This window comes from Pseudacidovorax sp. NFM-22, from assembly GCF_021401245.1.
GTDB lineage: Bacteria > Pseudomonadota > Gammaproteobacteria > Burkholderiales > Burkholderiaceae_C > Xenophilus.
Genome location: NZ_JACBFY010000012.1, coordinates 26,195 through 50,781, shown reverse-complemented (window position 1 = coordinate 50,781; position 24,587 = coordinate 26,195). Strand labels below are relative to the sequence as shown.

Below are 24,587 nucleotides of genomic sequence, written 5' to 3'. Positions count from 1 at the left end.
TGCCGAGGACCACACCATGATCACATTCACCGAAGGCAATCTGCTGGAGTCCGGCGCCGAGGCGCTGGTCAACACCGTCAACACCGTGGGGGTGATGGGCAAGGGCATCGCGCTGATGTTCAAGGAGCGCTTTGATGACAACTACCGCCAGTACGCCGCCGCTTGCAAGGCCAAGCAGGTGCGGGTGGGCAAGATGTTCGTCACGCCCGTCCATGAGTTGGGCGGACCGCGCTGGATCGTCAACTTCCCCACCAAGCAGCACTGGCGCAGCCCCTCCCGCATGGAGTGGGTGGTCGAAGGCCTGCAAGACCTGCGTCGCTTCTTGGTTGAAGAGCGGGTGAAGTCCATCGCCATTCCGCCGTTGGGTGCCGGCAACGGGGGGCTGGACTGGGCCATGGTGCGGCCGCAGATCGAAGCAGCCCTGGGCGACTTGGACATCGAGATCTTGGTGTACGAGCCCACGCGCCAGTACCAGAACGTGGCCAAGCGCGCCGGCGTGGAGAGGCTGACGCCCGCCCGCGCGTTGATCGCCGAGCTGGTGCGCCGCTATTGGGTGCTGGGTATGGAATGCAGCCTGCTGGAAATCCAGAAGCTGGCCTGGTTCCTGGAACGCTCCATCGAACGCGTGAGCCCCGAACACAACCGGTTGGACCTGAAGTTCGTGGCCCACAAGTACGGGCCTTATGCCAACCGCCTCGACCACCTGTTGAACAACCTGGACGGCAGCTACCTGCACAGCGACAAGCGCATCAGCGATGCGGATCCCTTCGACGTGATCTGGTTCGACGACAACCGAAAGACCCTGGTGCAGGCCTACCTGAAGAGCGAAGCCAAGGAGTACCTGCCTGCCCTCGAAGCCACGGCCAGCCTGATCGACGGGTTCGAGTCGCCCTTCGGCATGGAGCTGCTGGCCACCGTGGACTGGCTGCTTGCGCGTGACGGCGTGGAACCCACGGTGCCGGCACTACGTGAAGGCTTGCGCCACTGGGGCGGCGGTGCGGGTGCGGCTGCGCGCAAGGACAAGCTGTTCGATGACAAGGCGCTGGGTATTGCCCTGGACCGACTGACCCAGGCTCCCGCAGCCGTGCAGTGAAGGTCTGGCGCGGTGAGCGAATGCACCGAGGTTGAGCAGCCGTTCCTCGATCAATTGGCCCAACAGGGCTGGACGGTGATCGACCAGGGCAGCGGTGTGCCGCAACAGGCAGGCCCCAGCTTGCGGAACCACTTCCGAGAGTGGTTGCTGCCTGGGGTGTTTGACGAAGCGGTGCGAAGCCTCAACCGCACCAACGACGGCCAGACCTGGCTGACCGACGCTCAACTGGACGAGTTGCGCCACGAGCTGACACGGCACTCCAACCGGTCGCTGCTGGAGGCCAACGAGGCCGTGCAAGCGCTGTTGTTCAAGGCGCAGGTGGGCAGGAACGAACTGACCGGCGAATCAGACCCGGTCGTGCGGCTCATCGACTTCCACCGCCCCGAGAACAACCGCTTCCATGCCATCAACCAGTTCAGGGTGGACACGCCGGGCTGCGTGAAGGCCTTCATCATTCCGGACATCGTTCTGTTCGTGAATGGGATCCCCCTGGTGGTTGTGGAGTGCAAGAAGGGGTCTGAGGTCTGTGCCAACCCGATGCAGGAGGCTTTCGTCCAGCTGCAGCGCTACATGCGGCGCCGGGCGCAGACTGAGCTCGATGGACTCAAGGAGGGCGAACCACGGCTGTTCCACACCAATCTGTTCGTGGTGCGCAGCTGCGGCCTGGAGGCCGACTACGGAACCATCACCTCAGGCGAGGAGCACTTCTATGCCTGGAAGACCTTGTTCCCGCAGGATGACGCTGGCCTGAAGGGGATGAATGCGCAGCAGCTGTTGATTGGCGGCATGCTGACACGCTCAAATCTGCTGCAGATTCTTCGCACCAGCTCGGTGTTTATGGACACCGATGGTGGCCCACGCGTCAAGGTGGTCTGCCGCTACCAGCAGTACCGAGCAGCCGGCCGCATCATGACTTGTCTGCGCGAGGGCCAGACGGCTGCCGAGCGCAGCGGCGTGGTCTGGCACACCCAGGGTTCCGGCAAGTCTCTGACGATGGTGTTCCTCGCGCGAATGATGCGCGCCAGCCGCGACCTCAGCGACTACAAGATCGTCCTGGTCAATGACCGGCAGGACCTGGAAGAACAGCTGGGTGACACGGCCACCCTGATCGGCGGCCGCGTCAACGTCATCGAGAGCCGTGCCGGGCTGCGCAGCCACCTGGCTACCGACAGTTCCGATGTCAACATGGTGATGGTGCACAAGTTCCAGGACCGGAAGGAAGCGCTCAGCAATGCGGTGGCGGAGGCGCTGGGCACCTATCGCGCTATCCCGGCTGGCAAGACATTTGGGGTCGTCAACACCTCCGATCGCATCATCCTGATGATCGACGAGGCCCATCGGACCCAGAGCTCAGACCTGGGCGACAACCTCTTTGAGGCATTCCCCAACGCAGCGCGTATTGCCTTCACGGGAACGCCCTTGATCACCGAGCGCCACGGCGAGAAGAAGACCCACAAGCGCTTCGGCGAGTACATCGACACCTACCGCCTGATGGATGCGGTGAACGATGGCGCGACGCTGCAGATCCTCTACGAAGGCAAGACGGCCGACAGTGCGCTGAACGAGAAACATGCTTTCGACACGGCATTCGAGGATCTGTTCCGAGACCGGTCTGACGAGGAACTGCTGGCGATCAAGAAGAAGTACGGCGCCACGGGCGATATCCTGGAAGCCGAACAGCGCATCAACGCCATCGCGCGCGACCTGGTCGCGCACTACGTGGACAACATCCTGCCCAATGGTTTCAAGGCTCAGGTGGTGTGCCACAGCAAGCTGGCATGCGTGCGCTATCAGGCGGGTATCGAAGCCGCGCTGGCCGAGCGTGTGGCCAAGGAGGAGGCGCGCAACACGCCCGATGCCGACTTGATCAAGCGGCTACGCTTTCTCAAAACAGCCGTGGTGATCTCCAGCGATGGAACGAACGAACCGGCCTATGTGACGCATGCGCGCAAGCAGGCCCAGCGCATGAACGCGGTGGACAACTTCTGCCGCAGCTTCGACCTGGACGACCCTGACAAGGCTTACTCCGGCATCGCCTTCCTGATCGTGTGCGACATGCTGCTCACCGGCTTCGACGCGCCCATTGAGCAGGTGATGTACATCGACAAGAAGCTGCGCGAGCACACCCTCCTCCAAGCCATTGCGCGGACGAACCGTGTGAAGAAGGGCAAGAAGCGTGGCTACGTGGTGGACTACATCGGCTTGGCCAATCACCTGACCGAGGCCCTCACGGTTTACGCTGCCACCGAGGAACAGCAGGAGCTGACGGACGGCCTGAAGAACATCACGTCCGAGTTGCCGGTGCTCGAAGAGCGCTACCAGCGACTGCTGCAGCACTTTGCAGGAATGGGCGTGAAAGACATCGAGGCCTTTGCAACTGGTCGCCTGCCGACGCAAGAGGTTGATGCCGCGGTCGTACACCAAGCTGTCACCGCCCTCAAGGATGAACGACAGCGCGCCGACTTCGAGGTGTATCTCAGGAAGTTCTTGATCAGTCTGGACATCATCCTGCCCGGCGCCCAAGCGCAGCCCTATCGCGTGCCGGCACGGCGCTTCGGCTACATCCTGCAAGTGGCCAAGGAACGCTACAAGGACGAAAGCCTGAACCTGGGTGATGCCGGCGAGAAGGTGAAGGCGCTCATCAACGAGCACTTGGTCAGCCTGGGTATCAACCCCAAGGTGCCGCCGGTGGAACTGCTGTCTGCGGACTTCATGGAGCAGCTGAGTGCTCACGCTTGCGGCAGTGCGGAGGCCAAGGCAAGCGAGATGGAACATGCCATTCGCAAGCACTGCACCGTTCATCACGACGAGGATCCGGCGTTCTACAAGAGCCTCTCACAGAAGGTGGACGCGTTGATCGAGCGCCACAAGGATGAGTGGGACCTTCTGGTCGAGAAGCTTGCAGAGCTCAGGCATGAGGCCGTGGTCGGCCGCCAGCAAGGCCAACACGGCATGAGCAAGGAAGTTTCGGCATTCTTCGAGCACGTCGTGCAGGTCAGTTTCGCCGGCGGTGAGTTGCCTGATGCCGACCGCTCCGCGTTCAAGGCCTTCATGGAGGCCGTGGTGGAGCTGCTGCAGGACACGATTGGCAGCATCGACTTCTGGCAAAACCCAGACAAGCAAAAGCGTGTGCGAGCACTGATCAAGACCGAGATTGCCAAGACATCCATCGAGGAAATGAAGCAGAACCGCGAGCGAGTGGCGGTCGAGATCATGAAGCTGGCCAAGAACCGGCACGGCGAGCTGACCAAGGCGCCGCGAGCGGCCGCCAAGCAGGAGACCTGAATGCAAGTTCGCCAGGTCCACGACATCGAGTACCACCTGTTGCCCGGCACTGCCCGGATGACGACGGACATCGTCATCGAACGCGACGGCGTGGTGACGGTACGTCCACCCGCTCGAATGACACCCGAGCAGATTGACCAGACCGTGCTATCCAAGCGCATGTGGATCTACCGTAGCCTGGCGGAGTGGCGCGAGCTGAACGGCGGCCGCGTCAACCGCGAATGGGTCAGCGGCGAGTCGTTCATGTACTTGGGCAGCAGCTACCGGCTGGAGCTGGTGCCTGAACAAGACGAGCGACTGAAGTTGAAGGACGGCCGCTTCTGCCTACTGAAGAGTGTCGTCACCGAACTCGGAACTGATGGTGCCAGCAAGGCCTTCGCAACCTTCTATGCGGACAAAGGGCAGCCGCGTCTGACGCGCCGGGTGGACTACTTCGCCCCCAAGGTTGGTGTCGCGGCTGGCCGCGTGGAGGTCAAGGATCTGGGCTACCGCTGGGCCTCATGCCTGAAGAACGGCGACTTGCACTTTCACTGGAAGTGCCTGATGGCTCCCCTGACCATCATCGACTACATCGTCGTCCATGAGCTCTGCCACATGCGCCACCGAGACCACTCCAGCGCGTTCTGGAACGAGGTCGACAAGGTTTTGCCGGACTACCAGCGCCGGAAGGAATGGCTTAGATTGCGCGGCGTAGAGTTGGACCTCTGATTGGTGCCCAAGGCCGAGCACCTTGAATACCGACTCGGTTTTGCGCACTGCCCCTAGAATCGCCCCCGCTCCGGGGTGCACGTATGGCGTGCTGAGACGGCGGACCTGACCGCCGGAACCGCGAACTTGATCTGGTTAGTACCAGCGTAAGAAGAGCTGCAGCGCCAAGGCGCGTGTGTCCGTCCATCCGTCCGTGTATCCATCGGCGGGGCCGGGCCCACCCGCATCCCCTTGGCGCCGATGGCGGGGCATCCATCCACCCATGTGCTTTGGAGAGTCCGCCCCATGAACGCCCCCGACAAGTTCGCCCATCTGCTCGCGCTGACGCGTGAGCCCTTTCCCGCTTCCACCAAAGGCCGCATCGCTGGCAGCCGGCCCGACCTGCAGGTGCCGGTGCGCGATGTGCGCCTGACCAACGGCGAGACGGTGTCGCTCTACGACACCTCCGGCCCCTACACCGACCCCAACGCCGAGATCGACGTGCGCCGCGGCCTGGCCGGCCTGCGCTCGGCCTGGATCGACGAGCGCGGCGACACCGAAAGCTACGAAGGCCGCATCCGCCAGGCGCTGGACGATGGCGCCAAGCATGCCGAGCAGCAGGCCCCGCAGGAGCACGAGCGCATCACTCAGCTGCGCGCCGAAGCGGCAGCCTTGCAGCGCCAGCCGCGCCGCGCCAGAAGCGGCATGAACGTCACGCAGATGCACTACGCCCGCCGCGGCATCGTCACGCCCGAGATGGAGTACGTGGCCCTGCGCGAGAACGGCCGGCGCGAATGGATGGCCGAGTACCTGGCCGACGAGGAGCGCGCGCGCCGCGTGGCGGGCAACCCGCTCGGCGCGGCCATCCCCAAGATCATCACGCCCGAGTTCGTGCGCGACGAAGTGGCACGGGGCCGCGCCATCATCCCGGCCAACATCAACCACCCTGAAGTCGAGCCGATGGCCATCGGCCGCAACTTCAAGGTCAAGATCAACGCCAACATCGGCAACTCGGCCGTCACCTCCAGCATCGAAGAAGAGGTGGAAAAGCTGGTGTGGGCCATCCGCTGGGGCGCGGACAACGTGATGGACCTGAGCACCGGCAAGAACATCCACACCACGCGCGACTGGATCGTGCGCAACTCGCCGGTGCCCATCGGCACGGTGCCGATCTACCAGGCGCTCGAAAAGGTGGGAGGCGTGGCCGAAGACCTGACCTGGGCCATCTTCCGCGACACGCTGATCGAGCAGGCGGAGCAGGGCGTGGACTACTTCACCATCCACGCCGGGCTGCGGCTGCCCTTCATTCCGATGACGGCCAAGCGCATGACGGGCATCGTCTCGCGCGGCGGCTCGATCATGGCCAAGTGGTGCATCGCGCACCACCGCGAGAGCTTCCTCTACGAGCACTTCGAGGAGATCTGCGAAATCATGAAGGCCTACGACGTGAGCTTCTCGCTCGGCGACGGCCTGCGCCCTGGCTGCGGTGCCGACGCCAACGACGAGGCGCAGTTTGCCGAACTGCGCACGCTGGGCGAGCTGACGCAGATCGCCTGGAAGCACGACGTGCAGACCATGATCGAAGGCCCGGGCCACGTGCCGCTGCACATGATCCAGGCCAACATGGACGAGCAGCTCAAGCACTGCCACGAGGCGCCGTTCTACACGCTGGGCCCGCTGACCATCGACATCGCCCCCGGCTACGACCACATCGCCAGCGCCATCGGCGCGGCCATGATCGGCTGGATGGGGACGGCCATGCTCTGCTACGTGACGCCCAAGGAGCACCTGGGCCTGCCCGACCGCGACGACGTCAAGCAGGGGATCATTGCGTACAAGATCGCGGCCCACGCCGCCGACGTGGCCAAGGGCCACCCGGGCGCCCGCGCACGCGACGACGCGCTGAGCAAGGCGCGCTTCGAGTTCCGCTGGGAGGACCAGTTCAACCTGGGCCTGGACCCGGACACGGCCCGCGACTTCCACGACGAGACGCTGCCCAAGGATTCGAGCAAGGTGGCGCATTTCTGCTCGATGTGCGGGCCCAAGTTCTGCTCGATGAAGATCACGCAGGAAGTGCGCGAGTACGCCGCGCAGGGCATGGACCAGAAGTCGCGCGAGTTCCGCGAGGGCGGCGGCGAGTTCTACGTGCCGATCCAGCCGGCCAAGGGGTGAGGCCGCGGGGCGGCGGGCCCCGCGGCCCTGCCGCCCTGATTGCTGCAATGGCCGACAGTGGCGTAGGACGCGTCCCACGACATGCGGCCCGCAGTGAGGATCACGGTCGGTGCATGACACATCCCGCCCTCAAACTCATCGTGGAGGAGCCGCAACCCGGCGCCTTCGTCTGGAAGCTCCAGCAGACCGATGCCGACGGCCAGCCGACACGCACCGTGCGCGAAGGCGAAGCGCCGGCCGACAGCTACGAGGTGGCACTGGCCAGCGGCACGCGCGCGCTGCAGGCGGCCCTGCGCGAAGGCGAGACCTCGCACGCCTGACTTCAGTGCGGCGCCCGGTCGCGGAATGTCCTGACCGGGCGCGGCGCTCGCTGATGGGTTCACGTGCTGCGCGCCCCGAGAAGGGGCGCGAACTGCGACGGATTGTCCCCACGCGGGAGACAAAGTAGTTCCTTTTGCGGGATTTATCTGCGGACGGCTCTGCGGCACACTTTTGCATGCCCGCGCGCGGCCAGTTCCAGGCCGTTTCGTCGCCACGAAAGCGCGAGGCGTCACCGCCCGGGGCCCGTCCATGCACATCGCTTCTGTTTCCGTCTACGCCCGCCGTGGCAGCGGCCTGCTGCTCGGCGCTGGCCTGGCCCTCGCGCTTGCCACGCCGCATGCGCGGGCGCAGGAGCCGAATGCGCTCACGCCCTTCTCGGCCGCGGCCGGTGCCACGCCGCCGACGGCCTGGCACTTCAGCACGCTGCCCAACAAGACACCCACCCGCTTCGACGTGGTGTCCCAGGAGGGGCGCCGCGTCCTCAAGGTGGAGGCCGACGATTCCTATGGCCTGCTGTCGCACCGCGTGCAGATGCCGTTGAGCGAGTCCACGGTGCTGAGCTGGCGCTGGCGCGTCGACCAGTTCGTCGATGGCGCCGACCTGCACACGCGCACGGGTGACGACGGGGCGGCCAAGCTGTGCGTCTTCTTCGACTTCCCCGCCGACCGCCTGCCGCTGCTGGAGCGCACGCGCCTCGGGGTGGCCCGCAGCGTCTCGGGCGAGGACGTGCCCAGCGAAGCGCTGTGCTACGTGTGGGACGCCAAGGAGGGCAAGGGCCAGATGCTGGTCAACGCCTTCACCCACCGCATGCACATGGTGGTGCTGGAGTCCGGCCCCGCCGCGCAGCCCGGCACCTGGATGAGCGAGCGCCGCAACCTGCTGGCCGACTACCGCCGGGCCTTCGGCGACGAGGCGAAGGGCGCGACGCCCGGCGTGGCGGCGGTGGTCATCTCGGCCGACGCCGACAACACGCATGGCCACGGCCTGGCCTACTTCTCCGATCTGAGCCTCGTGGGCCCCGCCGGCGTGCGCCCCGAAGCGCGGCCAACGGCCAGCGGCCCGGCCGAATAGGGGGACTGCCATGAACGACCTCATCTCGCTGCTTGCCACCCAGGGCCCCGCCGTGGTGCTGGTGGTGACGCTGGCCGCCCGGCTCGGCGCACCCGTCCCGGCCGTGCCTTTCCTGGTGGTGGCGGGCGGCCTGGCGATGGGCGGCACGGTGCTGAATGCCGTGGCCATCGTCATCGCCTCGCTGCTGGGCAACATCCTGGGCGACGGCGCCTGGTTCCTGGCCGGCCGGCGCTGGGGCTATGCCGTGATGCGGCTGCTGTGCCGCGTCTCGCTCTCGGCCGACACCTGCGTGTCGCGCAGCGAAGCCATCCTCGGCCGGTGGGGCGGGCTGTCGCTGATCGCGGCCAAGTACGTGCCCGGCGTCTCGGTGGTGGCGCCGCCCATGGCCGGTGCATTGGGCATGTCGAATGCGCGCTTCCTGGCCTTCGAGACGGCCGGCGCCCTGGTCTGGACCCTGGGCTACCTGTTGCTGGGGGCCGTGTTCCACGCCGCCATCCGCGACGTGCTGGCCGTGCTGGCCAACATCGGGTTGGCCGCCACCGTGGTGGGCGGTGTGCTGCTGGTGGCCTTCCTGCTCTGGCGCTACCACCAGCGCCGGATGGCCCGCCGCGCCGACGACATCGTGACGATCAGCGTCGACGCCCTGCGCACGGCGCTGGCGCAGGGGCGTGCGCCGACGGTGCTCGACGTGCGTGGCGATCAGGTGCGGGCGATCGACCCGCGGGCCATCCCGGGCGCGGTGGGCTTCGCGCTGGCCGAGCTTCCGCATGCGCTCGGCCCCTTGGCCGATGGCCGCGACCTGGTGGTGTTCTGCGACTGCCCGGCCGATGCATCGGCCATCGCGGCGGCACGGGTGCTGATGGCGGCCGGGCTGCCGCGGGTGCGCGTGCTGGAAGGTGGCCTGTCGGCTTGGGCGGCCGCCGACATGGGCGATGGCGTGGCGGTCGAGGCGGCGCCGCCTGTTCCCGCATCGCTGGGCGCGACCGGCGCTGCTTGAGGCGTTGGCAAGGCGGCGAGGTTTTCGTGGCAACCTCGCCGGCTCATGCAAGCCCTTTTCGACGCCATCCATTCCTTGACGCCCGCCCCTGACGCGCGGCGGATCTTCCACGGCCGCGGTGGCCTGCACGCCGGCTGCGAGCACCTGGTGCTCGACGCCTATCCCCCGGTCTTCGTGCTCACCAGCTTCAAGTCGCTGGCCGATGAGGACCTGGCCCGCATCGGCGAGGCCCTGCAGGCGCGATGGGCCGAGGTGGCGCCCGGCGAGCCGCTGAACTGGGTCTACCAGTGCCGGCACGAGGGGCGCAGCGAAACGCAGCTCATGGCTGGCGCAGTGCCCGACCCGCATGTGGTGACCGAGGACGGCGCCCGCTACCGCGTGCATGTGCTGCGCGGCCAGAACCACGGCCTGTTCCTCGACATGGCCGGGGGCCGGCGCTGGGTGCGCGCGCATGTGGCCGCACGGCCGGGCGCGGCGGTGCTCAACCTCTTCGCCTATACCTGCGCCTTCTCGGTGGTGGCGCTGCAGGCGGGCGCGGGCCGCGTGGTCAACGTGGACATGAGCGCGGGCGCCATCGCCATCGGCCAGCAGAACCACCGGCTCAATGGCGTGGAAGGCGGCGCCAGCTTTCTGCCGCACGACCTGTTCAAGACCTGGGGCAAGGTCACGCGCGGTGGGCCCTACGAGCTGGTGGTGGTCGACCCGCCCAGCTACCAGAAGGGCAGCTTCGTGGCGACCAAGGACTATGCGCGGCTGATGCGCCGCCTGCCCGATCTGCTGGCGCCGGGCGGCCATGCGCTGCTGTGCCTCAATGCGCCGGAGCTGGGCGTGGCCTTTTTGCAGGACCAGATGCGCGAGCTGGCGCCGTCGCTGCAGTTCGTCGAGCGCGTGGCCAATCCGGCGGCGTTCGCGGACGTGTCGGACGAGCGGGCCTTGAAGGTGCTGGTGTACGCGGCGCCTGAGATCGAATAGCCCTCGGACGTTCAGCCTGCCACCGGATGAGGAGGGCAGGGGGCCCTGCGGCCTTCGATCAGGCCCCAGGCCCCGGCTGCGCCGCCGCGGCCCGGAACGCGCCCGGGCTCTGACCCGTCCATTCGCGAAAGGCCCGCGAAAAACTCTTCTCGTTGCGAAAGCCCACCGCCAGCGCCACCTGCTTGACCGGCCGCGCCGTGCGCTGCAGCAGCTCGATGGCCTGCTGCCGGCGCACCTCGTCCTTCAGACCCTGCAGGCTCAGCCCTTCGGCCAGCAGCTGCCGGTGCAGCGTGCGGCTGGAGATGTGCAGCAGCGCGGCGAGGCCCTCGGCGGTCGAGGCCTGGGCGCCATGCGTGCGCAGCACCTCACGCACGCGCTGGCCCAGCAGCCGGTCGCGCCGGTACTGCAGCACCGTCAGCGGCAGGGCGCGGCGCAGCATGGTGCGCAGGGCCGCCTCGTCGCGCAGCAGCGGCAGCGCCAGGTAGCGCGCGTCGAAGCGAAAGCCGGCCTGCGCGGCGCCGAAGTGCAGCCGCCCGCTGAACATCAGGCCGTAGGCATCGGCATGCGGCGGGGCCTCGAAAGGAAAGTGCGCCTCCTGCAGCCACAGCCGCGAGTCGATGGCCCAGCTGGCAAAGCCGTGCAGAAAGCGCAGGCTGGAGACCAGGCAGAACTCGCGGAAGCTGCCGAGCGGGCGCCGCTCCTCGATCCACACCGAGGCCACCTCGCCCGCCACCTCCAGCCGCAGCGCGATGTCGTCCACCAGCAGCCGGTGGTGGCGGCACCAGCGCTTGATGGCCACGCCCAGGTCGGGCGCCGTGATCGACGCGCGGCACAGCATGCCGTGGCTGCCCCAGGGCAGGCGGCGGCTGAACCAGCCCAGGGCCTCGTCGTCCAGCTCCTGCATCGCATGCTCGTTCAGCGCCTCGAACTGCGCCGCGGTGACGCGCGCCTCGGGCCGCCACAGCTCGCGCGGCGTGATCTGTGCCGCGCGCAGGGCCGCGCCCGGGTCCACGCCGTAGCGGGCATAGCCCTGCACGATGGCTCGCACGAAAGCCATCGGCGTGGCCGCGCGCTGGGGTTTGAGGAAGCGGGGAGAGGGCATCTAGTGGATAACCCGAGGCATCGGTCGATGGCGGGATTTGCAACCATTGTGTCGCCAAATGCGAATCCCCCGGGCGTAAGCTGGACCGGCTTTCGCACACCTTCCACGGAGACGACGCATGTCCGCACAACGCCTGCCCGGCCTGGACTTCGGCCTGGGCGACACCCTCGACGCCCTGCGCGAGGCCATCGCCGATTTCTGCGCCCACGAGATCACGCCGCGCGCCGCGGACATCGACCGCGAGAACCTCTTCCCCCGCGACCTGTGGGCCAAGCTCGGCAGCCTGGGCTTGCACGGCATGACGGTGAAGGAGGAATTCGGCGGCACCGAGCTGGGCTACCTGGCCCACATCGTCGCCATGGAAGAGGTGTCGCGCGCCTCGGCTTCGGTGGGCCTGTCGTACGGCGCGCATTCCAACCTGTGCGTCAACCAGATCCACCGCAATGGCAGCGAGGCGCAGAAGAAGAAGTACCTGCCCAAGCTGGTCAGCGGCGAGCATGTGGGCGCGCTGGCCATGAGCGAGCCCAACGCCGGCTCCGACGTGGTGAGCATGAAGCTGCGCGCCGACAAGAAGGACGGCTACTACGTCCTCAACGGCAGCAAGATGTGGATCACCAACGGCGGCGATGCCGACACGCTGGTCATCTACGCCAAGACCGAGCCCGAGATGGGCGCGCGCGGCATGACGGCCTTCCTGGTCGAGAAGGGCTTCAAGGGCTTTTCTGCCGGGACCAAGCTCGACAAGCTGGGCATGCGCGGCAGCAACACCTACCCGCTGTTCTTCGACAACTGCGAAGTGCCCGAAGAGAACGTCCTGGGCGGCGAAGGTAATGGCGCCAAGGTGCTGATGAGCGGTCTGGACTATGAGCGCGCGGTGCTCTCCGGCGGCCCGCTGGGCATCATGGCCGCCTGCATGGACGCGGTGCTGCCCTTCGTGCACGAGCGCCAGCAGTTCGGCCAGAGCATCGGCGAGTTCCAGCTCATGCAGGGCAAGATCGCCGACATGTACAGCACCTGGCAGGCCTGCCGTGCCTACGTGTACGCCGTGGGCCGCGCCTGCGACACGGCCGACCATGCGCGCACCTTCCGCAAGGACGCGGCCGGCGCCATCCTGTATTCCGCCGAGAAGGCCACCTGGATGGCCGGCGAGGCGATCCAGGCCCTGGGCGGCGTGGGCTACACCAAGGACTTCCCGGTCGAGCGCCTGTGGCGCGACGCCAAGCTCTACGAGATCGGCGCCGGCACCAGCGAGATCCGCCGCATGCTGATCGGCCGCGAGCTCTTTGCAGAGACGGCCTAGCCTTTTCTCCCTCCGCCTCTGGGGGAGGGCAGGGGTGGGGGCAGCGACATTCGAATGTGGCGCCGTGCTTGAAGTCGTGGCAGGCCCCCATCCCAACCTTCCCCCAGAGGGGGAAGGAGAAAGACACAAGGAGACCCGCAATGAATGACAGCTACGCCCGCGGCGCCACCGAGCCCGCCCTGATCGAGCAGACCATCGGTGACTTCTTCGACGCCATGGTCGCGCGCCAGCCCGAGGCATTGGCGCTGGTGAGCCGGCACGAGGGCGTGCGCCTGTCGTACGGCGAGCTGCAGGCGCAGGCGACGTGCCTGGCCAGCGCCCTGCTGCGCGCCGGCTTGCAGCCGGGCGAGCGCATCGGCATCTGGTCGCACAACAACCTGGCCTGGGTGTTGATGCAGATCGCCACCGCCAAGGCGGGCCTGGTGCTGGTCAACATCAACCCGGCCTACCGCACGTCCGAGGTCGAGTACGCGCTCAACAAGGTGGGCTGCAAGGCGCTGGTGACCATGCCGCGCTTCAAGACCAGCGAATACCTGGCCATGCTGCGCGAGCTGGGCGCGGCCCGGCTGCCCGACCTGAAGAACATCTGGTGGATCGACGCCCCCGGCACCGCCGACGAGGCGGGGCTGGACATCGCCACCGCACGCTTCTCGCAGCTGCTGGCGAGCGGCGACGCGGCCGACCCGCGCGTGGCCCAGGTGCAGGCCACGTTGAAGGCCACCGACCCCATCAACATCCAGTTCACGAGCGGCACCACGGGCTTTCCCAAAGGAGCCACGCTCACGCACCGCAACATCCTCAACAACGGCTACTTCATCGGCGAATGCATGAAGCTGGGCCCCGAGGACCGGCTGTGCATCCCCGTGCCCATGTACCACTGCTTCGGCATGGTGCTGGGCAACCTGGCCTGCCTGACGCACGGCAGCGCCATCGTGTACCCCAACGACGGCTTCGACCCGCTGCTCACGCTCGAAGCGGTACAGGCCGAACGGTGCACGGGCCTGCACGGCGTGCCCACCATGTTCATCGCCGAGCTGGACCATCCGCGCTTCGGCGAATTCGACCTCTCCAGCCTGCGCACCGGCATCATGGCCGGCACCGCCTGCCCCATCGAGGTGATGAAGCGGGTGGTGGACCGCATGCACCTGGGCGAGATCACCATCGCCTACGGCATGACCGAGACCAGCCCGGTGAGCTGCCAGAGCAGCACCGACACGCCGCTGGAGCGGCGCGTCTCCACCGTCGGCACGGTGCAGCCGCACCTGGAGGTGAAGATCGTCGACCCCGAATCGGGCGCCACCGTGCCGCGCGGCCAGCCGGGCGAGCTGTGCACCCGCGGCTACTCGGTGATGCACGGCTATTGGGGCGACGAGGCCAAGACCCGCGAGGCCATCGACACCGAGGGCTGGATGCACACCGGCGACCTGGCCACCATGGACGACGAGGGCTACGTCAACATCGTCGGCCGCATCAAGGACATGGTGATCCGCGGCGGCGAGAACATCTACCCGCGCGAGATCGAGGAGTTCCTGTACCGCCATCCGCAGGTGCAGGACGTGCAGGTGGTCGGCCTGCCCGACCGCAAGTACGGCGAGGAGCTGTGCGCCTGGATCATTCCCAAGCCCGGCCAGCAGCCCACCGAGGCCGACATCCGCGCCTTCTGCCAGGGCCAGATCGCCCACTACAAGGTGCCCAAGTACATCCGCTTCGTGGAGGCCTTCCCGATGACGGTGACGGGCAAGATCCAGAAGTACCGCATCCGCGACCAGATGGCCGACGAGCTGGGCCTCAAGGCCGAGAAGACGGCATGAGCCTGCCGCGGGTTGCAGGCAGGGCCGGTGCGTCAGTGGCGCCCTGCGCGTCAGTCGCGCGAGGCCGGGCCGTGCGGTGCCAGGCCCGCGGCCTGGCGCGCGGCGCGCAGGCGCTTGCGCAGCGACACCTCGGCCATGTCCAGCTCACCCACCAGTTCGCGCAGCGAGGCGTCGTTGATGCGGTGCACATGGCGCTCGGCATACAGCGCGTGCCGCTCGGCCTGCAGGCAGGACAGGCGCAGTTCCAGTTCGTGCACGAAGCCCTCCTTGCGCGCCCGTACCGCCTCGGCCTCCTCGGCGCGCGTCTCCGGGGTGGAGGCGGTGGCGCTGGCGTCGTCCAGCAGTTCCAGGCGGACCCGGTACTGCTGGGTGATGCGGCCGACCATCTCCTGGCGCTGGGCGGCGGTGTCGGCATCGAGGCCGTCCAGCGCCTTCTGGCTGCGCACCAGGCTGGCGATGGCGGCATGGCAGGCCGCGATGCGGGCCTCGCGTTCCTCGCGCACCTCGGGCGGTTCGGCCGGCTGGGGCAGCTTGCGCAGCACCAGCGGCAGGCCGATGCTGCCCACCAGCAGCGTCACGAGGATGGTGCCCGTGGCCAGGAAGACCAGCAGGTCGCGCGAGGGGAAGGGCGTGGTCTCGTCCACCATCAGCGGGATGGACAGCGCGCCGGCCAGCGTCACCGCGCCGCGGATGCCCGCCAGCGTGATGGCCAGGGTCAGCCGTCCGGAGGGGGCCTCGGGCATGCGGCCGTCGCGGTGCGCCCGGCGCAGGCCGCCGCGTATGGCCAGCTGCAGCCATACCCAGCGCAGCGCCAGCAGCGCGGCCGAGATCGCCAGCACATAGCCCACCAGCGTCCAAGCGCCGTGGTGCTTGCTCTCATCCACCGTGCGAAGGATCGAGGGCAACTGCAGCCCCAGCAGCAGGAAGATGGCGCCGTTGAAGGCCGACTCGATCATGGTCCAGGTGCCCTCGGCCTGCATGCGCTCGGCCACGAACTCGCTGCGCTCCAGGTCGGCGAAGTTGGTGGCGATGCCCGCCGCCACCGCGGCCAGGATGCCCGAGACGCCGATGCGCTCGCCCACGATGTAGGCCGCAAAGGGCAGCAGCACCAGCAGCAGCACCATCTGCGTGGCGGCCACGTCGCCCAGCCGGCGGGTGACGGCGGCGCGGGCATGGGCAAAGCCCCAGCCCAGCAGCGTGCCGGCGCCCACGCCGCCCAGGGCGATCCACAGGAACTCGCGCGTCACCTGCGCCCACGAGAACAGGCCGGTCAACGTGGCGGCCACGGCGAACTTGAGCGCCACCAGGCCCGACGCATCGTTCAGCAGCGATTCGCCCTCCAGCACATGCATGGTCTTGGCCGGCATGCCCAGCCGCCGCGTGATGGCCGAGACGGCCACGGCGTCCGTGGGCGAGACCACCGCGGCCAGGGCGAAGGCCACGGGCAGCGGCATCTCCGGAATCATCCAGTGCACCAGCCAGCCCAGGCCGAACACGGTGAAGGCCACCAGGCCGAAGGCCAGTTTGAGGATCGGCCGGTGCAGCGCGAAGAACTCCCGCTTCGGGATTCGCCAGCCGTCCGCGAACAGCAGCGGCGGGATGAACAGCAGCAGGAACAGCTCCGGATCGAAGGCGATGTGCAGCCCCTGCTGCGGCCACGAGAGGGCGGCGCCCAGGGCGATCTGGATCAGCGGCAGCGGAATGGCGCGCAGGTAGCGGGCGGCAATGCCGGTGAGGGCGCCGAGCATCAGCACCAGCAGGACGGTTTCGACGGTATGCAATTCGAGCGATTCTTGAGTAACGCGGGGGGCCGGGCCAGGAGTGTCCGCCGCCGCCGAGGGTTCGCATCATCTTCGCGCGGCGAGCGGCCGCGCGTCATGCTCCAAGGACATTCATGAGCAAACTGGTCTCCCAACTCAATCCCAGATCCGAGGCCTTCCAGGCCAACGCCGCCGCCATGCGCGCGCTGGTGGACGACCTGCGCGCCCAGTTTGCGCGGGTGGAGCAGGGCGGCGGCGAGGCCGCGCGCGCCAAGCACACGGCCCGCGGCAAGCTGCTGCCGCGCGACCGCGTGCAGCAGCTGCTGGACCCGGGCTCGCCCTTCCTGGAGATCGCGCCGCTGGCCGCGCATGCCATGTACAACGGCGACGCGCCGGGCGCCGGCCTCATCGCCGGCATCGGTCGCGTCAGTGGCGTGGACTGCATGGTGGTGTGCAACGACGCCACCGTGAAGGGCGGCACCTACTACCCGATGACGGTCAAGAAGCACCTGCGCGCGCAGGAGATCGCGGCGCAGAACCGGTTGCCCTGCATCTACCTGGTCGACTCGGGCGGCGCCAACCTGCCCAACCAGGACGAGGTGTTCCCCGACCGCGACCACTTCGGCCGCATCTTCTACAACCAGGCCAACATGAGCGCCGACGGCATCGCGCAGATCGCGGTGGTCATGGGCTCGTGCACGGCGGGCGGTGCGTACGTGCCGGCCATGAGCGACGAATCGATCATCGTCAAGGAGCAGGGCACCATCTTCCTGGGCGGCCCGCCGCTGGTGAAGGCCGCCACCGGCGAGGTGGTGTCGGCCGAGGACCTGGGCGGCGGCGACGTCCACACCCGCCTGTCGGGCGTGGCCGACCACTTGGCGCAGAACGACCTGCACGCGCTGGCGCTGGCGCGTGAGGCGGTGAAGAACCTCAATGCGCAGCGAGGACCAAGTGGCTGGGGTGAGTCTGGTGCCCACCGATCCGTTCGCACTGAGCCTGTCGAAGTGCCGGCCCAGGCTTCGACAGGCTCAGCCCGAACGGTCGGGGGCAACCCAAGCTTCGAAAACCCCGCCTACCCCCCCGAAGACCTCTACGGCGTCATCCCCACCGACACCCGCAAGCCCTTCGACGTGCGCGAGATCATCGCCCGCATCGTCGACGGCAGCGCGTTCCACGAATTCAAGGCCCGCTTCGGCACCACGCTGGTCTGCGGCTTCGCGGCCATCGAAGGCATGCCGGTGGGCATCGTGGCCAACAACGGCATCCTGTTCTCGGAGTCGGCGCAGAAGGGCGCGCACTTCATCGAGCTGTGCGGGCAGCGGAAGATCCCGCTCGTGTTCCTGCAGAACATCACCGGCTTCATGGTCGGCCGCAAGTACGAGAACGAGGGCATCGCCCGCCACGGCGCCAAGATGGTGACGGCGGTGGCCACGGTCAACGTGCCCAAGTTCACGGTCATCATCGGCGGCAGCTTCGGCGCCGGCAACTACGGCATGTGCGGCCGGGCGTACTCGCCGCGCTTCCTCTGGATGTGGCCCAACGCCCGTATCAGCGTGATGGGCGGCGAGCAGGCCGCCAGCGTGCTGGCCACCGTCAAGCGCGACGGCATCGAGGCCCGCGGGGGGCAATGGAGCAAGGACGAGGAAGAGGCCTTCAAGGCCCCCATCCGCCAGCAGTACGAGGACCAGGGCCATCCCTACTACGCCACCGCCCGCCTGTGGGACGACGGCATCATCGACCCCGCCGACACCCGCCGCGTGCTGGCGCTGGGCCTGGCGGCGGCGCGGCATGCGCCCATCCCCGAGCCGAAGTTCGGCGTGTTCCGCATGTGATGGGCGATGTGTATGATTTTCCGTTTTCATACACACAGGGGGTGCGATGCGGACCAACATCGTGATCGACGACGCGCTGATGGAGGCCGCCATGCGGGCCGGCGGCTTCAAGACCAAAAAGGAGGCGGTGGAAGAGGGCCTTCGGCTGCTGGCCCGGCGCGAGGCCTACCAGAAACTGCTGGCATTGCGCGGCAAGCTGCATTGGATGGGCGACGAAAGCATCGACTGGACGCGCCTGCCGGCCGAGCCGCGGGCCGTCCAGGAGCCGGCGCCTGCGCCGTACGTGTCGAAGAGGCGCTCGCGGCCATGATGACGGTCGATTCCAGTGTCTGGATCGACTTCTTCCGTAACCGGGAGACGGCCCAGACGACAGCGCTGCGGTCGCTCATGGAGGGCAACGAGGACCAACTGGTCTTGCTGGACCTCGTCCTCATGGAGGTGCTGCGCGGCTTTGCCCACGACCGCGAGTGGCGCCTTGCACGCGAAGCTCTGGCGGCCTTGCCCATCGCCACGGCCGGCGGTGAAGCCGTGGCCCTGCGCGCCGCCGACATCTATCGCCAGCAGCGGCGGCGCGGCATCACCGTACGAAGCCCCATCGACCTGATGGTCGCCGCCTGGTGCGTGGAGCATGGCTGTGCGCTCCTGCACGGCGACCGCGATTTCGACGGCATCGACGGCCTGAACGGCTGGAAGAACTGAAGCCGTGCACCCACGCGACCGCCATCCGTCTCGCACTGGCCGCCTGCCCGTTGGGCGCGGCCCTGTGTGGCGGGCGTTGGTGCGGAAGATTGCCAGTGCCCTCCGGCGTGCATGGCTGGCCCTGCCGCTGGCGGCTTTCTTTCTTCCTGCTCATGCGGTGCTGCGCGAAACCCAGCTCGACGTGCCCGTCGCCGTGCAGGACATGCAGGGCCGCCGCGTCGCCCAGACCATCCGCGTCACCGTGTTCGACGACGACGCCAATCCGCACCCCGCCCCGGTGCTGGTGCTCAACCACGGCCGGGCGGTCGACGCGGCCGGCCGCGCGGCGCTGGGCCGCGCGCGCTATCACGAGGCCTCCCGCTTCTTCGTGCGCCACGGCTTCATCGTCGCGGTGCCCACGCGCGTGGGCTACGGCGTGACGGGCGGGCCGGACGTGGAGGACAGCGGCGCCTGCCAGCGGCGCGACTATCCCGCGGGCTACGGCGCCGCGGCCGACCAGGCGCTCGCGGCGCTGGCCGCCGTGCGCGCCATGCCCGGCGCGGACCCGGCGCGCGCCGTCATCGTGGGCCAGTCCTATGGCGGGGCCACGGCCATCGCCGCCGCGGCGCGGGCCACGCCCGGCGTGGTGGCCGCGATCAACTTCGCCGGCGGGGGCGGCGGCAATCCGCGCACCCATGCCGGCCAGCCCTGCTCGCCGCAGCAGATGGGCGAGCTCTTCGCCAGCTACGGCCGCAGCGTGCGCATCCCCACGCTGTGGCTGTATGCCGAGAACGACCAGTACTTCGGTGCCGACTGGCCGCGGCAATGGTTCTCCGCCTTCCGCGCGGCGGGCGGCACCGGCGAGTTGCTGCAGTTTCCGCCCCAGGGCGAGGACGGCCACAGCACCTTCACCCGCGCACCGCAGGCCTGGCAGCCGGTGGTGTCTGGCTTTCTGCAGCGGCTGGGCTTTCCGGCGTTGCGCGACTGAGCGCCCCTTTCAACGACACGACGAGACACGCCATGACCGACTTCACCACGCTCGAACTGACCATCGACGGCCCTGTCGCGCGCATCTGGCTCAACCGGCCCGAGATGCGCAACGCCATCGACGACGTCTTCATCCGCGAGCTGGCCGAGGCCGTTGCGCAGGCCCAGGCCGCGAACGGCGTGCGTGCCGTGGTGCTGGGCGGGCGCGGTCCGGCCTTCTGCGCCGGCGCCAACCTCAACTGGATGAAGCGCGCCGCCAGCTTCACGCCCGAGCAGAACCTGCAGGACGCCGCCGGCCTGCCGCGCATGCTGCGCACCCTGGCCGACAGCCGCCTGCCGGTCATCGCGCGCATCCAGGGCGACGTGTACGCGGGCGGCATGGGCCTGGTGTCGGTGTGCGACGTGGCCATCAGCGCCGACAGCGCGCACTACTGCCTCAGCGAGGTCAAGATCGGCCTCATCCCCGCCACCATCAGCCCCTATGTGATCCGGGCGATGGGCGCACGGGCCGCGCAGCGCTACTTCCTCACCGCCGAGCGATTCACGGCGGCCGAGGCCCACCGCCTCGGTCTCGTGCACGAGGTGGTGGCCGCCGACGCGCTGGACGCCAAGGTCGACGAGGTGCTCAAGAACATCCTGGCCGCCGCACCCGGCGCCGTGGCCGAATCCAAACGCCTGCTGCGCGACGTGACCGGCCAGCCCATCGACGACGCGCTGACGGCCGAGACGGTGCGCCGCATCGCCGCCCTGCGCGCCAGCGAGGAAGGGCAGGAAGGCCTGCGCGCCTTCCTGGAAAAGCGCAAGCCGGCCTGGACCCAGGCGCGCTGATCGGTCGCTGATGGAAGGCCTGGACTTTCCCCAGCTGCTCGCGCTGGCCGCTGCCCTCGGCTGGGCCAGCGGCGTGCGGCTGTACCTGGCGGTGCTGCTGGTCGGCCTGGCTGGCTGGCTGAGCTGGGTGCCGCTGCCGGCGGGGCTGCAGGCGCTGTCGCATCCGGTGGTGCTGATCGTCAGCGGCTTCCTGGACTTCGTCGAATTCTTCGCCGACAAGATCCCGGGGCTGGATTCGCTCTGGGACATGGTCCACACGGTGATCCGCATCCCGGCCGGTGCGGCGCTCGCGGCCTCGGTGTTCGGCGCCGATCATGCGGCCATGGCGGTGGTGGCGGCGCTGGTGGGCGGCGGCTTCGCGGCCACGGCCCATGCGGCCAAGGCCACCACGCGGGCGGCCATCAACACCTCGCCTGAGCCCTTCACCAACGTGGGCGCCTCGCTCGCCGAGGATTCGCTGGTGCCCGCCGGCCTGTGGCTGGCGTTGGCGCATCCGCTGGTCTTCCTGGTGGCGCTGGTGGTCGTGCTCGTCCTCAGCGTGTGGCTGATCCGCAAGAGCTGGCGCTTTCTGCGCGCGCTCGTCGGCCGCCTCACGCGCATCTTCAGCGGCCGGCCCGACCCGGGTGTCGCCCCTGCCTTCGCCCGCGGTCGCCGCGGCACAACATCGTCCGGAGACCTGCCTCATGTTCAAGAAGATCCTCATCGCCAATAGAGGCGAGATCGCCTGCCGCGTGGCGGCCACCGCGCGCCGCCTGGGCGTGCGCACCGTGGCCGTGTATTCCGACGCCGACGCGCAGGCCAACCACGTGCGCGCCTGCGACGAGGCCGTGGCCCTGGGCGGCAACGCGCCCAAGGAGAGCTACCTGCGCTGGGAGCGCATCCTCGAAGCCGCCCGCGCCACCGGCGCCGAGGCCATCCACCCCGGCTACGGCTTCCTGTCCGAGAACGAGGACTTCGCCCGTGCCTGCGCCGAGGCGGGCCTGGTGTTCATCGGCCCGCCGCCCTCGGCGATCCAGGCCATGGGCCTGAAGGCCGAGTCCAAGCGGCTGATGGAGAAGGCCGGCGTACCGCTGGTGCCCGGCTACCACGGTGCCGACCAGGACCCGGCCCTGCTGCAGCGCGAGGCCGACCGCATCGGCTACCCCGTGCTCATCAAGGCCAGCGCGGGTGGTGGCGGCAAGGGCATGCGCATCGTCGAGAAGAGCGAAGACTTCGCCGCCGCCCTGGCCAGCTGCCAGCGCGAGGCGATCAACAGCTTCGGCGATGACGCGGTGCTGATCGAGAAGTACGTGCAGCGCCCGCGGCACATCGAGATCCAGGTCTTCGGCGACACGCAGGGCCACTACGTGCACCTGTTCGAGCGCGACTGCTCGGTGCAGCGCCGCCACCAGAAGGTGCTGGAAGAGGCGCCCGCGCCCGGCATGCCGCCCGCGCTGCGCCAGCGCATGGGCCAGGCCGCCGTCGATGCGGCCCGCGCCGTGGACTACGTGGGCGCCGGCACGGTCGAGTTCATCGTCGAGCAGACCGGCGGCTACGACGCGCCCGAGGCCATGACCTTCTACTTCATGGAGATGAACACGCGGCTGCAGGTGGAGCATCCGGTGACCGAGGCCATCACCGGCCTGGACCTCGTGGAATGGCAACTGCGCGTGGCCGCCGGCGAGCCGCTGCCGCTGGCCCAGGACGACCTGCGCATCCACGGCCATGCCATCGAGGCGCGCATCTGCGCCGAGAACCCGGACAAGGGCTTCCTGCCCGCCACCGGCCCGCTGACCGTCTACCGCAAGCCGGCCGCCGCGGCCTTCGCGCGGGCCGATGTGCGCATCGACGATGGCGTGCGCGAGGGCGGCGAGATCTCGCCCTACTACGACTCCATGATCGCCAAGCTGATCGTGCACGGCGACACGCGCGAGCAGGCGCTGGCCCGGCTCGACGCCGCGCTCGCGCAGGTGCAGATCGTCGGCGTGGCCACCAACGTGCAGTTCCTGCGCGGCGTGCTGGCCACCGAGTCCTTCTCGAAGGCGCGGCTGGACACGGCGCTGATCGAGCGCGAGCGGGCGCAGCTCTTCGACCGCGATCCGCTGGGCCTGCCGCTGCTGGCCGCGGCCGTGGTGGCCCGCCAGCTGGCCGACGAGGCGGCGCAGGCCGCGGGCGGCCCCTTCGGCCGTGCCGACGGCTGGCGCGGCCTGGGCCTGGCCACGCGGACCTTCGCCTTCGACGCCAACGGCCAGGGCGCCACGGCGCTGCTGCGTTATGGCCCGGGCGCCATGCGGCACCTGAGCGTGGGCGAGGGCGAGTCGCAGGTCGCGGGCGACCTGGCCTGGCAACTGCTGCCCGACGGCCGCCTGTCGCTGGACTTCGCCGGCCGCCGCGAGGTGCTGGCCGTGCACCGCCACCAGGACCAGTGGCATGTGTTCGGCCAGGCCGGCGCCGGCCGCATCGATGCCGTGGACCGTCTCGCCCATGCGGGCGACACCCAGGCCGAAGGCGGGCGCCTGACGGCACCGATGCCGGGCAAGGTGGTGTCCTTCGCCGTCAAGGCGGGCGACACGGTGAGCAAGGGCCAGCCGCTGGCGGTGATGGAGGCCATGAAGATGGAGCACACCATCGCCGCGCCGGCCGATGGCACCGTCGCCGAGCTGCTGTTCGCGCCCGGCGACCAGGTCACCGAGGGGGCAGAGCTCCTGCGCTTGGCCGCGTAGCATCGCGGGCTGTCTTCCACAGCCTTCTTGCACGCCCTCATGCGCATCGCCCTCTGCCTGACCGACACCAAATCCGCCCCATGGATCGAGGGCCTGCACGCCGCCCTGCCGGATGCCGAGATCGTCGACTGGACGCCCGGCAGCCCGCAGGCCGATTACGCCGTGGTGTGGGCACCGCCCCAGCAGATGGTGGACGAGCAGCCGGGCCTGAAGGCCATGTTCAACATCGGCGCGGGCGTGGACGCGATCACGAAGCTCGACCTGCCGCCCACCCTGAAGATCGTGCGGCTGGACGATGCCGGCATGTCGGTACAGATGGCCGAGTACGTGTGCCATGCGCTGATCCGGCACTTTCGCGAGTTCGACGTCTACGAGGCCGAGGCGCGGCAGGGCCGCTGGGTCTACCGCAAGCCGCTCGCGCGGGCCGACTTCCCGGTCGGCATCATGGGTCTGGGTGTGCTGGGCGAGCGCGTGGCGCGCGCGGTGCAGCAGTTCGAGTTTCCGGTGCTGGGCTGGAGCCGCACGCCCAAGTCCATCGAGGGCGTGCGCACCTTCGCGGGCGAGGCGCGGCTGGGCGACTTTCTGGTCAACACGCGTGTGCTGGTCAACCTGCTGCCGCTGACCGATGCCACGCGCGGCATCCTCAACCGCACCACGCTGTCGGCCCTCAAGCCCGGCGGCTACCTGATCCACATCGCACGCGGCGGCCATCTGGTGGAAGAGGACCTGATCCCGCTGATCGACAGCGGCAAGCTGGCTGGGGCCACGCTCGACGTGTTCCAGCAGGAGCCGCTGCCCGCCGACCATGCCTTCTGGCGGCATCCGAAGATCACCGTCACGCCGCACGGGTCGGCCCGCACGCTGCGCAGCGAGTCCATCGCACAGATCGCCGGCAAGATCCGCGCGCTGCAGGCCGGCCAGCCCATCGCGGGCGTGGTCGATCCGCAGCGCGGCTACTGAGCATCGCCGCGCGCGGGCCGCAGCCGGCC

General features: G+C 68.7%; 20 protein-coding genes and 1 riboswitch. Of the genes, 18 read left to right on the top strand and 2 right to left on the bottom strand.

Translation table 11 applies throughout. The features are described from left to right. Positions 1–16: 16 nt before the first annotated feature. From darG to L0984_RS28430, 8 genes are all read left to right on the top strand, one after another. Entirely contained in the window at positions 17–1,093 is a 1,077-nt protein-coding gene (gene darG / locus L0984_RS28465) for a type II toxin-antitoxin system antitoxin DNA ADP-ribosyl glycohydrolase DarG (protein ID WP_234197783.1), read from the top strand. A gap of 12 nt (positions 1,094–1,105) precedes the next feature. After that, on the top strand, positions 1,106–4,378 hold the full coding sequence (locus tag L0984_RS28460; RefSeq protein ID WP_234197782.1) for a type I restriction endonuclease subunit R: 3,273 nt from the start codon (positions 1,106–1,108) through the stop codon (positions 4,376–4,378). Beyond that, a complete protein-coding gene (locus L0984_RS28455; protein ID WP_234197781.1) occupies positions 4,379–5,086 on the top strand; it encodes a M48 family metallopeptidase in 708 nt (235 codons plus the stop codon). Between the two features lie 61 nt (positions 5,087–5,147). Further along, a riboswitch (TPP riboswitch) is annotated at positions 5,148–5,256 on the top strand. Between the two features lie 115 nt (positions 5,257–5,371). Next, positions 5,372–7,237, top strand: a complete 1,866-nt coding sequence (thiC, locus tag L0984_RS28450) for a phosphomethylpyrimidine synthase ThiC (RefSeq protein WP_234197780.1) — start codon at positions 5,372–5,374, stop codon at positions 7,235–7,237. A 113-nt stretch (positions 7,238–7,350) separates the two neighbouring features. Then, on the top strand, positions 7,351–7,557 hold the full coding sequence (locus L0984_RS28445) for a hypothetical protein (RefSeq protein WP_234197779.1): 207 nt from the start codon (positions 7,351–7,353) through the stop codon (positions 7,555–7,557). 250 nt (positions 7,558–7,807) lie between these two features. Continuing rightward, a complete protein-coding gene (locus L0984_RS28440) occupies positions 7,808–8,629 on the top strand; it encodes a DUF3047 domain-containing protein (RefSeq protein WP_234197777.1) in 822 nt (273 codons plus the stop codon). Positions 8,630–8,639: 10 nt separating this feature from the next. Next, positions 8,640–9,626 carry a VTT domain-containing protein gene (locus L0984_RS28435; RefSeq protein ID WP_234197776.1) on the top strand — a complete coding sequence of 329 codons (987 nt, stop codon included), beginning with the start codon at positions 8,640–8,642 and terminating at the stop codon, positions 9,624–9,626. Positions 9,627–9,671: 45 nt separating this feature from the next. Then, positions 9,672–10,598 (top strand): class I SAM-dependent methyltransferase, encoded by a 927-nt coding sequence (locus L0984_RS28430; RefSeq protein WP_234197774.1) that lies wholly within the window; start codon positions 9,672–9,674, stop codon positions 10,596–10,598. 58 nt (positions 10,599–10,656) lie between these two features. Here the strand turns inward: L0984_RS28430 and L0984_RS28425 are convergent, their stop codons facing one another. After that, positions 10,657–11,700, bottom strand: a complete 1,044-nt coding sequence (locus L0984_RS28425; RefSeq protein ID WP_234197772.1) for an AraC family transcriptional regulator — start codon at positions 11,698–11,700, stop codon at positions 10,657–10,659. A 118-nt stretch (positions 11,701–11,818) separates the two neighbouring features. Here L0984_RS28425 and L0984_RS28420 point away from each other — a divergent pair, with 118 nt between their 5' ends. Continuing rightward, complete coding sequence (locus L0984_RS28420) at positions 11,819–13,000, top strand: isovaleryl-CoA dehydrogenase (RefSeq protein ID WP_076511641.1); 1,182 nt, start codon at positions 11,819–11,821, stop codon at positions 12,998–13,000. 140 nt (positions 13,001–13,140) lie between these two features. Next, on the top strand, positions 13,141–14,811 hold the full coding sequence (locus tag L0984_RS28415) for an AMP-binding protein (protein ID WP_234197770.1): 1,671 nt from the start codon (positions 13,141–13,143) through the stop codon (positions 14,809–14,811). Positions 14,812–14,861: 50 nt separating this feature from the next. Here L0984_RS28415 and L0984_RS28410 read toward each other — a convergent pair whose 3' ends face one another. Then, on the bottom strand, positions 14,862–16,592 hold the full coding sequence (locus tag L0984_RS28410; RefSeq protein WP_234197769.1) for a Na+/H+ antiporter: 1,731 nt from the start codon (positions 16,590–16,592) through the stop codon (positions 14,862–14,864). A gap of 113 nt (positions 16,593–16,705) precedes the next feature. Between L0984_RS28410 and L0984_RS28405 the strand changes: the two genes are divergently transcribed. From L0984_RS28405 to L0984_RS28370, 8 genes are all read left to right on the top strand, one after another. Next, complete coding sequence (locus L0984_RS28405; protein WP_234197767.1) at positions 16,706–18,403, top strand: carboxyl transferase domain-containing protein; 1,698 nt, start codon at positions 16,706–16,708, stop codon at positions 18,401–18,403. Positions 18,404–18,449: 46 nt separating this feature from the next. Further along, complete coding sequence (locus L0984_RS28400) at positions 18,450–18,713, top strand: type II toxin-antitoxin system VapB family antitoxin (protein WP_255697661.1); 264 nt, start codon at positions 18,450–18,452, stop codon at positions 18,711–18,713. Further along, positions 18,710–19,102, top strand: a complete 393-nt coding sequence (gene vapC / locus L0984_RS28395) for a type II toxin-antitoxin system VapC family toxin (protein ID WP_234197764.1) — start codon at positions 18,710–18,712, stop codon at positions 19,100–19,102. The genes L0984_RS28400 and vapC overlap by 4 nt, the downstream gene beginning before the upstream one ends. 157 nt (positions 19,103–19,259) lie before the next feature. Beyond that, entirely contained in the window at positions 19,260–20,069 is an 810-nt protein-coding gene (locus tag L0984_RS28390; protein WP_234197763.1) for an alpha/beta hydrolase family protein, read from the top strand. Between the two features lie 32 nt (positions 20,070–20,101). Next, positions 20,102–20,896 carry an enoyl-CoA hydratase/isomerase family protein gene (locus tag L0984_RS28385; RefSeq protein ID WP_234197762.1) on the top strand — a complete coding sequence of 265 codons (795 nt, stop codon included), beginning with the start codon at positions 20,102–20,104 and terminating at the stop codon, positions 20,894–20,896. Positions 20,897–20,906: 10 nt separating this feature from the next. Then, entirely contained in the window at positions 20,907–21,608 is a 702-nt protein-coding gene (locus L0984_RS28380; protein ID WP_234197761.1) for a DUF4126 domain-containing protein, read from the top strand. After that, complete coding sequence (locus L0984_RS28375) at positions 21,580–23,598, top strand: acetyl/propionyl/methylcrotonyl-CoA carboxylase subunit alpha (protein ID WP_234197760.1); 2,019 nt, start codon at positions 21,580–21,582, stop codon at positions 23,596–23,598. The genes L0984_RS28380 and L0984_RS28375 overlap by 29 nt, the downstream gene beginning before the upstream one ends. Before the next feature lie 39 nt (positions 23,599–23,637). Further along, positions 23,638–24,558, top strand: coding sequence for a 2-hydroxyacid dehydrogenase (locus L0984_RS28370; RefSeq protein ID WP_234197759.1), 921 nt, complete (start codon positions 23,638–23,640; stop codon positions 24,556–24,558). Positions 24,559–24,587 lie beyond the last annotated feature (29 nt).

Coding starts and splice junctions, on each gene's coding strand:
- L0984_RS28375 (WP_234197760.1), top strand. CDS start 21,580: ATGTTCAAGAAGATCCTCATCGCCAATAGAGGCGAGATCGCCTGCCGC.
- L0984_RS28415 (WP_234197770.1), top strand. CDS start 13,141: ATGAATGACAGCTACGCCCGCGGCGCCACCGAGCCCGCCCTGATCGAG.
- vapC (WP_234197764.1), top strand. CDS start 18,710: ATGATGACGGTCGATTCCAGTGTCTGGATCGACTTCTTCCGTAACCGG.
- L0984_RS28400 (WP_255697661.1), top strand. CDS start 18,450: ATGCGGACCAACATCGTGATCGACGACGCGCTGATGGAGGCCGCCATG.
- L0984_RS28370 (WP_234197759.1), top strand. CDS start 23,638: ATGCGCATCGCCCTCTGCCTGACCGACACCAAATCCGCCCCATGGATC.
- darG (WP_234197783.1), top strand. CDS start 17: ATGATCACATTCACCGAAGGCAATCTGCTGGAGTCCGGCGCCGAGGCG.
- L0984_RS28445 (WP_234197779.1), top strand. CDS start 7,351: ATGACACATCCCGCCCTCAAACTCATCGTGGAGGAGCCGCAACCCGGC.
- L0984_RS28455 (WP_234197781.1), top strand. CDS start 4,379: ATGCAAGTTCGCCAGGTCCACGACATCGAGTACCACCTGTTGCCCGGC.
- L0984_RS28380 (WP_234197761.1), top strand. CDS start 20,907: ATGGAAGGCCTGGACTTTCCCCAGCTGCTCGCGCTGGCCGCTGCCCTC.
- L0984_RS28440 (WP_234197777.1), top strand. CDS start 7,808: ATGCACATCGCTTCTGTTTCCGTCTACGCCCGCCGTGGCAGCGGCCTG.
- L0984_RS28430 (WP_234197774.1), top strand. CDS start 9,672: ATGCAAGCCCTTTTCGACGCCATCCATTCCTTGACGCCCGCCCCTGAC.
- L0984_RS28420 (WP_076511641.1), top strand. CDS start 11,819: ATGTCCGCACAACGCCTGCCCGGCCTGGACTTCGGCCTGGGCGACACC.
- L0984_RS28425 (WP_234197772.1), bottom strand. CDS start 11,700: ATGCCCTCTCCCCGCTTCCTCAAACCCCAGCGCGCGGCCACGCCGATG.
- thiC (WP_234197780.1), top strand. CDS start 5,372: ATGAACGCCCCCGACAAGTTCGCCCATCTGCTCGCGCTGACGCGTGAG.
- L0984_RS28405 (WP_234197767.1), top strand. CDS start 16,706: ATGAGCAAACTGGTCTCCCAACTCAATCCCAGATCCGAGGCCTTCCAG.
- L0984_RS28385 (WP_234197762.1), top strand. CDS start 20,102: ATGACCGACTTCACCACGCTCGAACTGACCATCGACGGCCCTGTCGCG.
- L0984_RS28435 (WP_234197776.1), top strand. CDS start 8,640: ATGAACGACCTCATCTCGCTGCTTGCCACCCAGGGCCCCGCCGTGGTG.